At 62.7% G+C, this 14,068-nt stretch carries 13 protein-coding genes; 7 read left to right on the top strand and 6 right to left on the bottom strand.

The features are described from left to right. Positions 1–102 precede the first annotated feature (102 nt). The 5 genes from BFP89_RS01860 (at position 103) to BFP89_RS01840 (ending at position 5,182) form a co-directional block, all read left to right on the top strand. Entirely contained in the window at positions 103–792 is a 690-nt protein-coding gene (locus tag BFP89_RS01860) for an ABC transporter permease (protein WP_170827556.1), read from the top strand. Positions 793–829: 37 nt separating this feature from the next. Further along, positions 830–1,723 carry a glycine betaine ABC transporter substrate-binding protein gene (locus BFP89_RS01855; protein WP_065883633.1) on the top strand — a complete coding sequence of 298 codons (894 nt, stop codon included), beginning with the start codon at positions 830–832 and terminating at the stop codon, positions 1,721–1,723. A gap of 12 nt (positions 1,724–1,735) precedes the next feature. After that, complete coding sequence (locus tag BFP89_RS01850; protein ID WP_057726112.1) at positions 1,736–2,389, top strand: ABC transporter permease; 654 nt, start codon at positions 1,736–1,738, stop codon at positions 2,387–2,389. Beyond that, complete coding sequence (locus BFP89_RS01845; RefSeq protein WP_005784718.1) at positions 2,386–3,543, top strand: osmoprotectant ABC transporter ATP-binding protein OsmV; 1,158 nt, start codon at positions 2,386–2,388, stop codon at positions 3,541–3,543. Before BFP89_RS01850 ends, BFP89_RS01845 begins: the two co-directional genes overlap by 4 nt. A 475-nt stretch (positions 3,544–4,018) precedes the next feature. Next, positions 4,019–5,182, top strand: coding sequence for a type III PLP-dependent enzyme (locus BFP89_RS01840; RefSeq protein WP_057013866.1), 1,164 nt, complete (start codon positions 4,019–4,021; stop codon positions 5,180–5,182). A gap of 61 nt (positions 5,183–5,243) precedes the next feature. On the opposite strand, the gene BFP89_RS01835 is transcribed toward BFP89_RS01840, so the two are convergent. Then, on the bottom strand, positions 5,244–5,519 hold the full coding sequence (locus BFP89_RS01835; protein ID WP_065883631.1) for a type II toxin-antitoxin system RelE/ParE family toxin: 276 nt from the start codon (positions 5,517–5,519) through the stop codon (positions 5,244–5,246). Then, entirely contained in the window at positions 5,519–5,785 is a 267-nt protein-coding gene (locus BFP89_RS01830) for a CopG family ribbon-helix-helix protein (protein WP_065883628.1), read from the bottom strand. Before BFP89_RS01830 ends, BFP89_RS01835 begins: the two co-directional genes overlap by 1 nt. Positions 5,786–5,855: 70 nt before the next feature. On the opposite strand from BFP89_RS01830, the gene BFP89_RS01825 reads away from it, so the two are divergent. Both BFP89_RS01825 and BFP89_RS01820 read left to right on the top strand, forming a co-directional pair. After that, a complete protein-coding gene (locus BFP89_RS01825) occupies positions 5,856–6,053 on the top strand; it encodes a hypothetical protein (RefSeq protein ID WP_065883626.1) in 198 nt (65 codons plus the stop codon). A gap of 1 nt (position 6,054) precedes the next feature. Beyond that, on the top strand, positions 6,055–8,580 hold the full coding sequence (locus BFP89_RS01820) for a PepSY domain-containing protein (protein WP_065883624.1): 2,526 nt from the start codon (positions 6,055–6,057) through the stop codon (positions 8,578–8,580). A 131-nt stretch (positions 8,581–8,711) separates the two neighbouring features. On the opposite strand, the gene BFP89_RS01815 is transcribed toward BFP89_RS01820, so the two are convergent. From BFP89_RS01815 to ptsP, 4 genes are all read right to left on the bottom strand, one after another. Then, positions 8,712–10,253, bottom strand: a complete 1,542-nt coding sequence (locus BFP89_RS01815; RefSeq protein WP_065883622.1) for an alkaline phosphatase D family protein — start codon at positions 10,251–10,253, stop codon at positions 8,712–8,714. Positions 10,254–10,445: 192 nt separating this feature from the next. Continuing rightward, the gene (locus BFP89_RS01810) at positions 10,446–12,149 is read right to left on the bottom strand and encodes a PTS fructose-like transporter subunit IIB (RefSeq protein ID WP_065883620.1); all 1,704 of its coding nucleotides are present in this window, start codon (positions 12,147–12,149) and stop codon (positions 10,446–10,448) included. Between the two features lie 11 nt (positions 12,150–12,160). Next, positions 12,161–13,081, bottom strand: coding sequence for a 1-phosphofructokinase (gene pfkB / locus BFP89_RS01805; RefSeq protein WP_065883618.1), 921 nt, complete (start codon positions 13,079–13,081; stop codon positions 12,161–12,163). Next, positions 13,082–14,068 (bottom strand): phosphoenolpyruvate--protein phosphotransferase (ptsP, locus tag BFP89_RS01800; protein WP_065883616.1); only part of this gene is annotated, 987 nt, incomplete at its 5' end.

Here is a 14,068-nt window from a genome sequence, read left to right as displayed (position 1 = left end):
ACATTTCGCTGACAGCCAGCAATGGCTTGCCACGCGGGAATGTGTTCGTCGACAGAAGAAAAAAGGAGTCCGCCTGTGGCTATTCGCTATGGCAAAGGGCTTATGGGAGCAGCGGTTGTCGTCGCGCTCCTGGCCCTGCTGGTCCACTGGATCGGCATCAACACGATCGAACTGTACCGCGACGATTTATTGTTTTACCTGCAAGCTCATTTGATTCTCGTCCTGGTCTCCATGCTGGCCGCCCTGATTGTGGGGATCCCCGCCGGTATCCTGCTCAGTCGACCGAACATGGTCGGGCGCGCAGAACGCTTCATGCAGATTTTCAACATCGGCAACACCGTCCCTCCCCTGGCCGTACTGGCCATCGCCCTCGGCGTCCTCGGCATCGGCAGCGGCCCGGCCATCTTCGCGTTGTTTCTCGCCTCTCTCCTGCCCATCGTGCGCAACACCTACGAAGGCCTGAAAAATGTGCAGGGCTCACTCAAGGAAGCCGCCACCGGCATCGGCATGACGCCGCGCCAGGTGCTGTTTCGCGTGGAATTGCCCAACGCCGTGCCGATCATCATCGGTGGCGTGCGGGTGGCCCTGGCGATCAACGTCGGCACCGCACCACTGGCGTTCCTGATCGGCGCCAACAGCCTGGGCAGCCTGATCTTCCCCGGCATCGCCCTGAACAACCAGCCGCAACTGCTGCTCGGCGCCGCCTGCACCGCGCTGCTCGCATTGCTGCTTGATGGTCTGGTGACCATGGCCAGCCGCCTCTGGCTGGAACGCGGGTTACGTCCGTCTTAAGGCTTGGCGCCGTTTTAGGCCTGAAACAGGAATTCACATGAAAACACTAAGCTTGATATTAGGCTGCGTCCTGCTGTTTGCAGGGAGTGCGCAAGCCGCTGAAAAACCGGTGATTCGCATCGGCGCCCGGGTGTTCACCGAACAGACCCTGCTCGCCGAAATCACTTCCCAGTACCTGCGCAGCAAGGGCTACGACGCCCGCGTGACCGGCGGCCTGGGCAGCAACCTGGCGCGCAGCGCCCAGGAAAGCGGGCAACTGGATCTGATCTGGGAATACACCGGCGTGTCGCTGGTGGCCTACAACCATATCGACGAGAAGCTCGACAGCGAACAGTCCTACGCGCGGGTCAAGGAACTCGACGCGAAAAAGGGCCTGGTCTGGCTGTCGCCATCGCGCTTCAGCAACACCTACGCCCTGGCGTTGCCCGAGAAAGTGGCTCAGGAACACCCCGAGATCAACAGCATCAGCGATCTCACCAAAGCCATGGCCGAAGACGCCAGGGATCACCGCCTGGTCGCCCTGGACACCGAGTTCGCCAACCGCTCCGACGGCCTGGCAGGCATGGTCAAGCTGTACGACATGAACCTGACGCGCAAGAACACTCGGCAGATGGACGCAGGCCTGGTCTACACCGCGTTGCGTAATGGCCAAGTGTTTGCCGGCCTGGTCTACACCACCGACGGTCGCCTGAACGCGTTCAAGTTGAAGCTGCTCGAGGACGACAAGCACTACTTCCCGGACTACACCGCCGCGCCTGTGATCCGCCAGGACTACCTCGACAAGCACCCGCAACTGGCCGCCGAGCTCAAGCCTCTGGCCACGCTGTTCGACGACCAAACCATGCGCCAGCTCAATGCGCGGGTCGACGTCGACCATGAAAGCCCGTCCGCCGTTGCCGCCGATTTCCTGCGCCAACATCCAATCAACTAACGAGGAGAAGACATGGAATTTTTGAACGCCTTTTCCCATCTTGATTGGGCCCAGGTCCTGCACCTGACCTGGCAGCACATCACCCTGGTCGGTATCGCTGTGATTCTCGCGATTGTCGTCGGTGTGCCCCTGGGCGTGCTGATGACCCGCTACCCGACCCTCGCGGGCCCCTTGCAAGCCAGCGCCACGGTATTGCTCACGGTGCCTTCCATCGCCCTGTTCGGCCTGTTGCTGCCGTTCTACTCCAAGTTCGGCCAGGGCCTGGGGCCGATGCCGGCGATTACCGCCGTGTTCCTCTACTCCCTGTTGCCGATCATGCGCAATACCTACCTGGCGCTCACCGGTGTCGAGCCGGGCATTCGCGAGGCGGCCAAAGGCATCGGCATGACCTTCGGCCAGCGCCTGCGCATGGTCGAGCTGCCGATTGCCGTGCCGGTGATCCTCGCCGGCGTACGCACCGCCGTGGTGATGAACATTGGTGTGATGACCATCGCCGCCACCATCGGCGCCGGTGGCCTGGGTGTACTTATTCTGGCTTCCATCAGCCGCAGCGACATGTCGATGCTGATTGTCGGCGCCGTGCTGGTCAGTCTCCTGGCCATCTTCGCCGACCTGCTTCTGCAATGGCTGCAACGCTCGCTGACTCCAAAAGGATTGCTCAAATGATCGAACTTCAAAACCTGTCCAAGACTTTTCAAAGCAACGGCAAGACTGTCACCGCCGTCAACGATGTAAGCCTGACCGTCAACGAAGGCGAAATTTGCGTATTCCTCGGCCCGTCGGGCTGCGGCAAGAGTACGACGCTGAAGATGATCAACCGTCTGATCAAGCCTTCCTCGGGCAAGATCCTGATCAACGGCGAAGACACCACCGACCTGGACGAAGTGACCCTGCGTCGCAACATCGGCTACGTGATCCAGCAGATCGGCCTGTTCCCGAACATGACCATCGAAGAAAACATCGTGGTGGTGCCCAAGCTGCTCGGCTGGGACAAGCAGAAATGCCACGACCGCGCCCGCGAACTGATGAGCATGATCAAGCTCGAACCCAAGCAGTACCTGCACCGCTACCCGCGTGAATTGTCGGGTGGCCAGCAGCAGCGCATCGGTGTGATTCGTGCCCTGGCGGCCGATGCACCGTTGCTGCTGATGGATGAGCCGTTCGGCGCGGTCGACCCGATCAACCGCGAGATGATCCAGAACGAGTTCTTCGAAATGCAGCGTGCGCTGAACAAGACCGTGATCATGGTCAGCCACGACATCGACGAGGCCATCAAGCTGGGCGACAAGATTGCGATCTTCCGCGCCGGCAAGCTGCTGCAGATCGACCACCCGGACACGCTGCTGGCGCACCCGGCGGACGAGTTCGTCAGCAACTTCGTCGGCCAGGACAGTACGCTCAAGCGCCTGTTGCTGGTCAAGGCCGAAGACGCGGCGGACAACGCGCCGTCGGTGAGCCCGGAAACCCCGGTGGCCGATGCGCTGGAACTGATGGACGAGCACGACCGCCGCTATGTGGTGGTCACCTGCGCCGAGAACAAGGCGCTGGGCTATGTACGCCGTCGCGACCTGCACCGCCAGACCGGTACCTGCGGCCAATACCTGCGCGAGTTCAACGCCACGGCGGCGTATGACGAGCATTTGCGCATCCTGCTGTCGCGCATGTACGAGTTCAACCGTTCATGGTTGCCGGTGATGGATGCCGAGCGGGTGTTCCTGGGCGAGGTGACCCAGGAGTCGATTGCCGAGTACCTGAGTTCCGGCAAGTCCCGTGGCGGCAAGACCAGTATCGTCTCGCCGGCCGAGACCGCTCTGGCCTGACCTGACGCGACACAGGTCAAAATGTGGGAGGGGGCTTGCCCCCGATGAGGGTGGGTCAGTTGATAACTGTTTAACTGACCCACCGCTATCGGGGGCAAGCCCCCTCCCACATTTGCCCCCCCAGGGTGTCAGTGAAATACAGTCGATTTGCCCCATCCGGGGAACATCAATCCGTCACACCGGTCGGTTACATAAGTAGCTGCACGGGGTCGCGCGACGAACGCGTGCAAAAACGCGACATTTTTAGTTGATCCCACGCCCATCAAGCCCTAAAGTTCGCGCCGAACGTCCATGCTGGAAACGATCCATCCGGCTCAAGTACTGACGACGAGACAGCAAGGCCAAGGGACGCGTATCCCATGGCCTTTTTGCTTTCGGCGACATGCCTTGGGAAGTAGGCGAACCAAAGTGGGGATACGGAGGACGTTCATTTGCACCCATTGATTAATACAGTTTGCCCTTAGGAGTTCCCAGCATGTCGATCAACGTCGAAGATTATTTCGCGCGCGCCACCTTTGACAAAATGAAGGCGTTCGCCGACAAACAGGAAACCCCGTTCGTGGTGATCGACACCGCGATGATCAGCCAGGCCTACGATGACCTGCGCGCCGGTTTCGAATTCGCCAAGGTGTATTACGCGGTCAAGGCCAACCCGGCCGTCGAGATCATCGACCTGTTGAAAGACAAGGGTTCGAGCTTCGACATCGCCTCGATCTACGAGCTGGACAAGGTCATGGACCGTGGCGTCAGCGCCGACCGTATCAGCTACGGCAACACCATCAAGAAATCCAGGGACATCCGCTACTTCTACGAGAAGGGCGTGCGCCTGTTCTCCACCGACTCCGAAGCCGACCTGCGCAACATCGCCAAGGCCGCACCGGGTTCGAAAGTGTATGTGCGCATCCTCACCGAAGGCTCGACCACGGCCGACTGGCCTTTGTCGCGCAAGTTCGGCTGCCAGACCGACATGGCCATGGACCTGCTGATCCTCGCCCGTGACCTGGGCCTGGTGCCCTACGGCATCTCGTTCCACGTCGGCTCGCAACAGCGCGACATCAGCGTGTGGGACGCGGCGATCGCCAAGGTCAAAGTGATCTTCGAACGCCTGAAGGAAGAAGACGGCATCGAGTTGAAGTTGATCAACATGGGCGGTGGCTTCCCGGCCAACTACATCACCCGCACCAACAGCCTGGAAACCTACGCTGAAGAAATCATCCGCTTCCTCAAGGAAGACTTCGGTGACGACCTGCCGGAAATCATTCTGGAGCCGGGCCGTTCGTTGATCGCCAACGCCGGTATCCTGGTCAGCGAAGTGGTGCTGGTAGCGCGCAAATCGCGTACCGCCGTCGAGCGTTGGGTATACACGGATGTGGGCAAGTTCTCCGGCCTGATCGAAACCATGGACGAAGCCATCAAGTTCCCCATCTGGACCGAGAAGAAAGGCGAGATGGAAGAAGTGGTCATCGCCGGCCCCACCTGCGACAGCGCCGACATCATGTACGAAAACTACAAGTACGGCCTGCCGCTGAACCTGGCGATTGGCGATCGCTTGTACTGGCTGTCGACCGGTGCCTACACCACCAGCTACAGCGCGGTTGAGTTCAATGGGTTTCCGCCGTTGAAATCGTTTTACGTGTAAGACGGCTGCAACTAAAAAGCCCATGACGTTTCATGGGCTTTTTTGTGCGTGCTCCGGGGTTTCAGCGGTCCTCGCGAACGTGCCATAACCGTAAAACATAGAGTGTCGACTGTTGAATTTCGTAGCGCATTTCGTAACGGCCAACCAAAAGTCTTCTTACGTCGCGCGGCGAAAACTCTTCAATTCTTTCCCCGATACGCGGATTACTGAGCAATGTGTCCGGCGCCCGGGAGAGTGCCTGCACGGTGCGGGCGGCCGCTTGGCGGTTCACCACAGAGAGGAAGTCGTACAATCGAGCCAAGTCGGATAAGGCTTTACTTGTCCACTTCAGCTCCATCAGCGCGGAACCGGCAGCGGCGAGTCGGTGCCCAGGCTATCAGCCCAGGCCTGCACTGCCTGGTGATCAATCACACGCTCCGCATCGACATCCGCCATCGCTTCAAGCGTCAAGCGACTGCGCTCTTCCTCTTGATCGACCCAATCGGTAAGCGCTTGCTTGACCACCCATCCACGTGAGCGATCCATCCGCGCGGCCATCTGGTCGACTTTCTGAGCAAGCGCGGTGGGAATGTGAGCGGTCATTACTTTGGTATCGGCCCCCATGGACACTCTCCTCGGGATATCTGGCGCATGTGATTAAATATGATTCAAGCTTAATCATAGTGATTTAACGTTGAGCAACAACCTCAATTCTTCGCCGTTCATCGACTTTGTTCCAGACTTGCGCAACACCCGGGCCGACATCAGCACGTTCTCCATCAAGCACAACAAGCCCCACGCATCAGATGCGCGGGGCTTTTGCGTGTTTTTCGGCAACTCACGGCATAATGCGCGCCGTGACACCTCTATCCAGCTAAGCGAGGCGCTTTGACGTGTTGAAGAAAACCCTGTTTCAGTTGCACTGGTTCTTCGGCATCACGGCCGGGCTGGTGCTGGCCTTGATGGGGATCACCGGGGCTGCGTACTCGTTCCAGGATGAAATCCTGCGCGCGCTCAACCCCACGGTACTGAACGTGCAGAAGCGCGAAGCCGGCGTGCTGCCGCCCGCCGAGCTGGTGCGCAAGCTGGAAGCCGCCGAAGGCAAGCGCGTGGCCATGTTGTGGGTGGAAGACCACAGCGGCAAAGCCGCCCGCGTGTCCTTTACCCCGCCGCCAGGCGAGCAGCGTGGCCCGTTGCGTTACTTCGATCCGTATACCGGCGACTACCTGGGTGACGCCGTCGGCCAGGATGTGTTCGGCTTCATCCTGCAGTTGCACCGCTTCCTCGCCATCGGCGACACCGGCCGCAACATCACTGGCGCGTGCACCCTGATCCTGCTGTTCTTCTGCCTTTCCGGCCTGTACCTGCGCTGGCCGCGCCAGGTCAGGAACTGGCGTGTATGGCTGACCATGGACTGGCGTAAAAAGGGCCGCAGCTTCAATTGGGATTTGCACTCGGTGTTCGGCACCTGGTGCCTGCTGCTTTATCTGCTGGCAGCGCTGACCGGGCTGTATTGGTCCTACGACTGGTACAGCCGTGGCGTGACCCAACTGCTGTCCGATGCGCCGCAGAACGAGCGCATGCGCAAGCGCGGCCCGCCACCCGCAGGCCCTGCGCCCGCGGCCAACTATGAAGCGATCTGGAGCAGCATCTACAGCAATGCAGGCCCTGGCTTGAGCGCCTACAACATCCGCCTGCCGGCCGTCGCCGGGCAACCGGCCACCGTGTATTACCTGCTCGACAGCTCGCCCCATGACCGCGCGCTGAACCAGATCAACCTCGACCCGGCCACCGGCGAGGTCACGGCCCATGAGCGTTACGCCAGCAAGAGCCTCAAGGCGCAGTTGCTGACCAGTGTTTATGCGCTGCACACCGGCAGTTATTTCGGGCTGGTGGGGCGAATTGTGCTCACCGTGAGCGCGCTGCTCATGCCCTTGTTCTTTATCACCGGCTGGCTGCTGTACCTGGACCGTCGGCGCAAAAAACGCCAGGTGCGTGACGCGCGCGACGGCCTGGTGGTCAGCCACAGCGACGCGCCGGACTGGTTGATCGGCTTTGCCAGTCAGAGCGGCTTTGCCGAACAGTTGGCCTGGCAAACCGCCGGGCAATTGCAGGCCGTCGGGTTTGGGGTGAAGGTGCAGCCCCTGGGCAGCGTCAGCCGCGATGACCTCGGCCAGGCGCAACAGGCGTTGTTCGTGGTCAGTACGTTCGGTGACGGCGAAGCGCCCGACAGCGCCCGTGGTTTTGAGCGCAGCGTGCTCGGCCAGGACCTGTCGCTCAAAGGCTTGAACTACTCGGTGCTGGCCCTGGGCGACCGACAGTACGCGCACTTTTGCGGCTTTGCGAGGCGTCTGCACTTCTGGCTGACCCATCAGGGCGGCAACCCGCTGTTTGCGCCGGTGGAAGTCGACAGTGGCGACACCGAGGCCTTGCTGACCTGGCAACAACAACTCGGCCAGCTCACCGGTCAAGCGCCGGCAGCGGCGTGGCAGACGGCCCGGTTTGAACACTGGACCTTGAGTCAACGCACCCTGCTCAACCCTGGCAGCGTCGGCGCCCCCGTGTACCTGCTGGGCCTCACGCCACCCTCGCCCAGCAGTTGGCTGGCCGGTGACCTGGTGGAAATCCTGCCGCGCAATGGCCCACGGGCCGTCGAGCACTTCCTGGAAGGGCTGGGCCTGGCCGGCAGCGACGGCGTATTGATCGAAGGCCTGGCGCAAACGCTGGACCAGGCCCTGGCCACACGCCAACTGCCGGACAACCGCACCCACCTGGTCGGCCTGCATGCCCAGGCACTGGTGGATGCGCTGGTGCCGCTGGGCATGCGCGAATACTCGATCGCCTCGATTGCCAGCGATGGCGTGCTGGAGCTGATCGTGCGCCAGGAGCGTCATCCGGACGGCAGCCTGGGCCTGGGCTCCGGTTGGCTGACTGAACACGCCGCCGTAGGCTCGAGCATCAGCCTGCGCCTGCGCCGCAACAGCGGCTTCCATCTGCCCGAGGCGCCCGTGCCGCTGATCCTGCTGGGCAACGGCACCGGCCTGGCCGGCCTGCGCAGCCTGCTCAAGGCGCGCATTGCCGAGGGCAGGCAGCGTAACTGGCTGCTGTTCGGCGAACGCCATATCGCCCACGACTACCTGTGCCGGGAAGAACTGCAAGGCTGGCTGGCCAGTGGCGACCTGGCCCTGCTGGACCTGGCGTTCTCGCGGGACCAGGCGGAAAAAATCTACGTGCAGGATCGCCTGCGCGAATCCGCCGACGTGCTGCGCAAATGGCTGGCCGACGGTGCGGCGATTTATGTGTGCGGCAGTTTGCAGGGCATGGCCACGGGTGTGGACCAGGCGCTGGTGGACATCCTCGGCAGTGAAGCGGTGGAGCGCCTGATCGAACAAGGCCGCTATCGTCGGGATGTGTACTGATCAATGTGGGAGGGGCTTAAGGCTTTTTGTAGGAGCGAGCTTGCTCGCGAAAAACTCACAGGCACCGCGTTCATTCAGAAAACACGCGTTATCGTTGACGTTTTTCGCGAGCAAGCTCGCTCCTACAGTTTTCAGGCGGGTTGCAGCTTCTGTTCGAACACTGAAAGCCCATCCAAGTCTCGCAGGATCACGGTCAACTCCGCCGTCTGCCCATCAATCTGCACCTCGCCGAAAAACTGAAACCCGGCAAACGGCGAGGTGTTCTGCGCCGGTGGTGCCTTCTCGAACACCACCTCGGGCCCGAAGGTCTTGTCCAACGGATTGGGCCCGAAGCTCCCCGCATTCAACGGCCCCGCGACGAACTCCCAGAACGGTTCGAAATCCTGGAACGCCGCCCGGTCCGGGTGATAGTGATGCGCCGCGCAATAGTGCACGTCAGCGGTCAGCCATACATGGTTACGGACCTTGTGCGCGCGCAGGAACCCCAGCAACTCGGCAATTTCCAGCTCACGTCCCTGGGCCGGGCCGGGATCACCGTTGGCAATCGCTTCCCAGCGCGGCACGCCGGGGCTGACTTCACCGTCGGGCACGCCCAGGCCGATAGGCATGTCGGCTGCGACCACTTTCCACTGCGCCTGGGACGCCTTGAGTTCGCGCTTGAGCCAGTCCAGTTGCTCGCGGCCGAGGAAGGGCTTTTCGCCGCCCAGGTTGTCGTCGTTCGGGCCGCGATAACTGCGCATGTCCAGCACGAACACATCCAGCAGCGGACCATAACCGAGCTTGCGATAAATTCGCCCGCCCGCGTCGGCGCTTTGCCGGCGCATGGGTGAATACTCCAGCCAGGCTTGGCGCGCACGGCCGACCAGGGTGTTGATGTCGCGAGTCTGGTAGCGCTCATCCAGCTGTTTACTCGACGACCAGTTATTGATCACCTCGTGATCGTCCCACTGCCAGATCTGCGGCACCTCGGCATTGAAGCGCCGCACGTTTTCATCCAGCAGGTTGTAGCGGTAATTGCCGCGATATTCATCCAGGGTTTCGGCGACTTTGCTCTTGGCTTCGGTGGTGATGTTGCGCCAGATGCGTCCACCTTCGGTGGCCAGTTGTGCCGGCACCGGGCCGTCGGCGTAGATGGTGTCGCCGCTGTGGATAAAGAAGTCCGGCAGGCGCAGGCGCATGGCTTCATAGATGCGCATGCCGCCGATGTCCGGGTTGATGCCGAAGCCTTGCCCGACAGTGTCGCCACTCCACACAAAACGGATGTCGCGACGCTGTTGCGGCACGCTGCGCAGGTGGCCGAACCACGGCTCGCTGGCGGTGCCGGTCTGGGCGTCTTCGAAATGCACGCGGTAGAAAATCGCCTGGTCGGCGGGCAACCCGGTGAGTTCGACGCGGGCGGTAAAATCGCTGCGGTTGTCGGCCAGGGGCGAGACGAATCGGCGGGGGTTGCTGAACACACTGCGGGTGTCCCACTCCACCACCATCCGTGCCGGGCGGTCGCTGCGGCTCCAGATCATCGCGCGGTCACCGAGCAGATCGCCTGATTGCACGCCATCGGTGAGCAGCGGGCGGTCCTTGACCGACGCAATCACCGCCGGCGCCAGGCCCGGCAATAACAGGCCGGCGCCGACAGCTTGCATCACGCGGCGACGGCCGAGATCGAAATGGCTCATGCGTGTGCCCTCTTGAGTATCAAAAGAGCCACTTAAGCACGGGCCGATGAAGCAGATATGACACCGCCCTTTACCGCCAATGCAAATCCAAATGTGGGAGGGGGCTTGCCCCCGATGGCAGTGTGTCAGCTGCAAATAAGCTGGCTGACACACCGCTATCGGGGGCAAGCCCCCTCCCACATTTTTACCGCGTCAGGCAGTGACGGCCAGCTCCGCCGCTTCCGGCCGCTTGATCAGCGCATACACCACACCGGTCAGCACACTGCCGGCCACAATCGCCAGCAGATACAGCAGCGCATGATTCATCGCGTTCGGAATCACCAACACGAACAACCCGCCGTGGGGCGCGGCCAGTTTGCAGCCGAAGTACATCGACAGCGCGCCGGTCAATGCGCCACCGGCGATGCTGGCCGGGATCACGCGCAATGGGTCCTTGGCGGCAAACGGAATCGCGCCTTCGGAGATAAAGCACAGGCCGAGAATCATCGCGGCCTTGCCGGCTTCGCGTTCAGTCTGGGCGAACTTGCGCCGGGCCAGGAACGTCGCGATGCCCATGCCAATCGGCGGCACCATGCCGGCGGCCATGGTCGCAGCCATCGGCGCCCCGCTCGACGCCGCCAGCAGGCCGACGGAAAACGCATACGCCGCCTTGTTGATCGGCCCGCCCAGGTCGACACACATCATGCCGCCCAACAGGATGCCCAACAGCACCGCGTTGGTGGTGCCCATGGTGCTGAGAAAATCCGTCAGCCCGGTCAGCAAGCGGGCCACCGGTGGGCCAACCAGATAGATCATGGCAAGGCCAGTGAACAAACTGGCCAGCAACGGGATGATCAGGATCGGCTTGAGCGCCTCCAGGCTTTGCGGCAGGCGCACTGCCCGCGAGATCAGCTTGACGCTGTAGCCGGCCAGGAAACCGGCGAAGATCCCGCCAATGAACCCGGCGCCCAGCGTGCCCGCCAGCAGGCCGCCGATCATGCCCGGCGCCAGGCCGGGGCGATCGGCAATCGAGTAGGCGATGTAGCCGGCGAGCAACGGCACCATCAGCATGAACGCCTGGTCGCCGACGGTTTTCAGCGCCGCCGCCAGGGTGCCTTTTTCTTCGAAGGCATGAATGCCGAACACAAAGGACAAGGCGATCAACAAACCGCCCGCCACCACCATCGGCAACATGAACGACACCCCGGTGAGCAGGTGTTTGTACACGCCGGTTTTTTCCGACTTGGCCACTGCGCCGCTGCCGGCGCTTTCCACCGCGCCTTCGGCCAGCGCCTTGTTGAGCGTGGCTTCCGATTGCTTGAGGGCAATACCGGTGCCGCAGCGGTAGATCTTCTTGCCGGCGAAGCGCTCGGTGGCGACTTCGATATCCGCCGCCAGCAGCACCACGTCGGCATCGGCGATGGCCTGCGGACTCAACGGCGTGCGCGCACCGACCGAACCCTGGGTCTCGACCTGCAAGTCGTAGCCCAGGCGCTTGGCCGTCTGCTGCAAGGCCTCGGCGGCCATGAACGTATGGGCAACGCCGGTCGGGCAAGCGGTAATCGCGACAATGCGCGGGGCATTCCCGGCCGGTGCCTCGGTCGCCACGTACACCTGCGCCTCCTCGGCGCCCCGACGCAACACCGCGTCGACATCCGCCAGCGCCTGGGCCGGCGTGCTCTGGAACACGCGCTTGCCGACAAAGCGGTGCATATCCACCGGCGTGCTGCTGACCAGCAACACCCACTCGGCGTCATCAAGGGTCGCCTGGGACAGCTGGCTGTCCGGGCGCTGCACGTCCACCACTTCGACACTGGTGCTCCAGCCCTGGCGCTGTGCGGCGGCGTCCAGCAAGCGGGCGCACAGCACACTGGTGACCATGCCGTTCGGGCAGGCGGTAACAATGGCTAACTTCATCACAAACCCTCTTATTGTTCTGTCAGCGTGCGCACATCGACGCCGCTTTCGAGACGCGCCAACTGCGCGTCATCGCTGATGCCGAAACCGATCTGCGTCACCGCCATCGCGGCAATCGCCGTGGCGCGGCGCAGGGTCTGCTCGGGCGCTTCGTCGCGCAGCAGGCCGTGGAGCATGCCCGCCAGCAGCGAATCGCCGGCGCCTACGGTGCTGGCAACCGTCACCTTGGGCGGCGTGGCCTGCAGGGTCGCCCCCGAGCTGTACCAGCTCACGCCGGCAGCACCGTCCGAGACCACCACATGTTCCACGCCCTGTTGATGCAACTGGCGGATGGCATCGGTGGCGTTGTCCAGCGCCTGGGCGAGCTCTTCAGTATTGGGCTTGACCATCCAGGGGCCCGCCTTCAACCCGGCGCGCAAGGCTTCGCCGCTGGTGTCCAGGGCCACTTTCAAACCGAGGTTTTTCAATTGCTCGATCAGTGCCTGAAACCATTGCGGGCTGACGCCACGCGGCAAGCTGCCGGCGACCACCACCGCGTCGAAGTCAGGACCGATCAGCGCAAGTCGCTTGAGCAGTTCGGCTTGCGCCTGCTCGCTCACCAGCGGCCCCGGTGCGTTGATGTCGGTGACCCGGCCATCCTGTTCGGCAATCTTGATATTGCTGCGGGTTTCCCCCGGCACGCGAACGAACGCGTCGCCAAGCCCACGGTGGGCGATCAGTGCTTCGAACGCCTGCGGGTTGTCTTCACCGAGAAAGCCGCCCACGGTCACCGCGTGGCCGAGGTCCGCCAGTACCTGCGCCACGTTCACGCCCTTGCCGGCGGCATGGGTGATGAGCGTTTCGCTGCGGTTGACTGCACCGGGTTCCAGGCGCGCCAGGCGTACCGTGAGGTCCAACGCCGGGTTCAGCGTCAGGGTCAAAATCCTTGCCATTTACACGGCCTCCACTAGAGCACGTACTTCGGCGGGCGAGCCCACCGCGAGTGCCTGTTGCGCCAGGCCCCGGGCCTGGCTCAGGCTGAATTCACGCACCCGCGCCTTCACTTCGGGGATGCTGCGGGCCGACACGCTCAGCTCGTCCACACCCAGGCCAATCAACACCGGCACCGCCAGCGGGTCCGCCGCCAGCTCGCCGCACACGCCGACCCATTTGCCATGGGCATGGGCGGCACGCACGGTGATGTCGATCAGTTGCAGCACGGCCGGGTGCAGACCATCGGCCTGGGCCGACAGCGTCGGGTGCCCACGGTCGATAGCCAGGGTGTATTGGGTCAGGTCGTTGGTGCCGACGCTGAAAAAGTCGACTTCCCGGGCGAGCACCGGCGCCAGCAGCGCGGCGGAAGGCACTTCGATCATGATCCCCAGTTGCAGGTCGGCCACCGGGATTTCCAGGCGCAGACGCTCGGTCATGTCCCGAGCCGCACGCCATTCATCCACGCTGCCGACCATGGGGAACATGATGCGCAACGGCCGGTTGTCCGCCGAACGCAACAGCGCACGCAGCTGCGCTTCCATGATCTGCGGGCGTTGCAAAGTCAGGCGAATGCCGCGCACGCCGAGGAAGGGATTTTCTTCCTCGGCAATCGGCCAGTACGGCAGCGGTTTATCGCCGCCCACATCGAGGGTGCGCACCACCAGCGGGCGCCCGTCGAGGCCGTCGAGTACGCGGCGGTATTCGGCTTCCTGGGTGGATTCGTCCGGCGCTTGCGGGTGGGCCATGAAAATCAGCTCGGTGCGTAACAGGCCGATGCCCTCGGCGCCCTGCTCTACCGCTGCGGCCACTCCGGCGCTTTCGCCGATATTGGCAAACACTTCCACCGCGTGGCCGTCGCGGGTCAGCGCCGGCTCATGGCGTTGCGCAGAGGCGGCTTGCAGGCGTTGCTCGCGAGTGTCGCGCTCGACGGTCGCGCGTTGCAGGGT

The organism is Pseudomonas sp. 31 R 17, assembly GCF_900004915.1.
GTDB lineage: Bacteria > Pseudomonadota > Gammaproteobacteria > Pseudomonadales > Pseudomonadaceae > Aquipseudomonas > Aquipseudomonas orientalis_A.
Note: the sequence above shows the minus strand (reverse complement) of the source record. Positions and strands in the feature narration are given on the sequence as shown.

Bases quoted from the DNA above. Each gene is read 5' to 3' on its own strand.
- BFP89_RS01860 (WP_170827556.1), top strand. From the start codon at position 103: ATGGGAGCAGCGGTTGTCGTCGCGCTCCTGGCCCTGCTGGTCCACTGG.
- BFP89_RS01845 (WP_005784718.1), top strand. From the start codon at position 2,386: ATGATCGAACTTCAAAACCTGTCCAAGACTTTTCAAAGCAACGGCAAG.
- BFP89_RS01835 (WP_065883631.1), bottom strand. From the start codon at position 5,519: ATGGAGCTGAAGTGGACAAGTAAAGCCTTATCCGACTTGGCTCGATTG.
- BFP89_RS01840 (WP_057013866.1), top strand. From the start codon at position 4,019: ATGTCGATCAACGTCGAAGATTATTTCGCGCGCGCCACCTTTGACAAA.
- BFP89_RS01855 (WP_065883633.1), top strand. From the start codon at position 830: ATGAAAACACTAAGCTTGATATTAGGCTGCGTCCTGCTGTTTGCAGGG.
- BFP89_RS01815 (WP_065883622.1), bottom strand. From the start codon at position 10,253: ATGAGCCATTTCGATCTCGGCCGTCGCCGCGTGATGCAAGCTGTCGGC.
- pfkB (WP_065883618.1), bottom strand. From the start codon at position 13,081: ATGGCAAGGATTTTGACCCTGACGCTGAACCCGGCGTTGGACCTCACG.
- BFP89_RS01810 (WP_065883620.1), bottom strand. From the start codon at position 12,149: ATGAAGTTAGCCATTGTTACCGCCTGCCCGAACGGCATGGTCACCAGT.
- BFP89_RS01850 (WP_057726112.1), top strand. From the start codon at position 1,736: ATGGAATTTTTGAACGCCTTTTCCCATCTTGATTGGGCCCAGGTCCTG.
- BFP89_RS01830 (WP_065883628.1), bottom strand. From the start codon at position 5,785: ATGGGGGCCGATACCAAAGTAATGACCGCTCACATTCCCACCGCGCTT.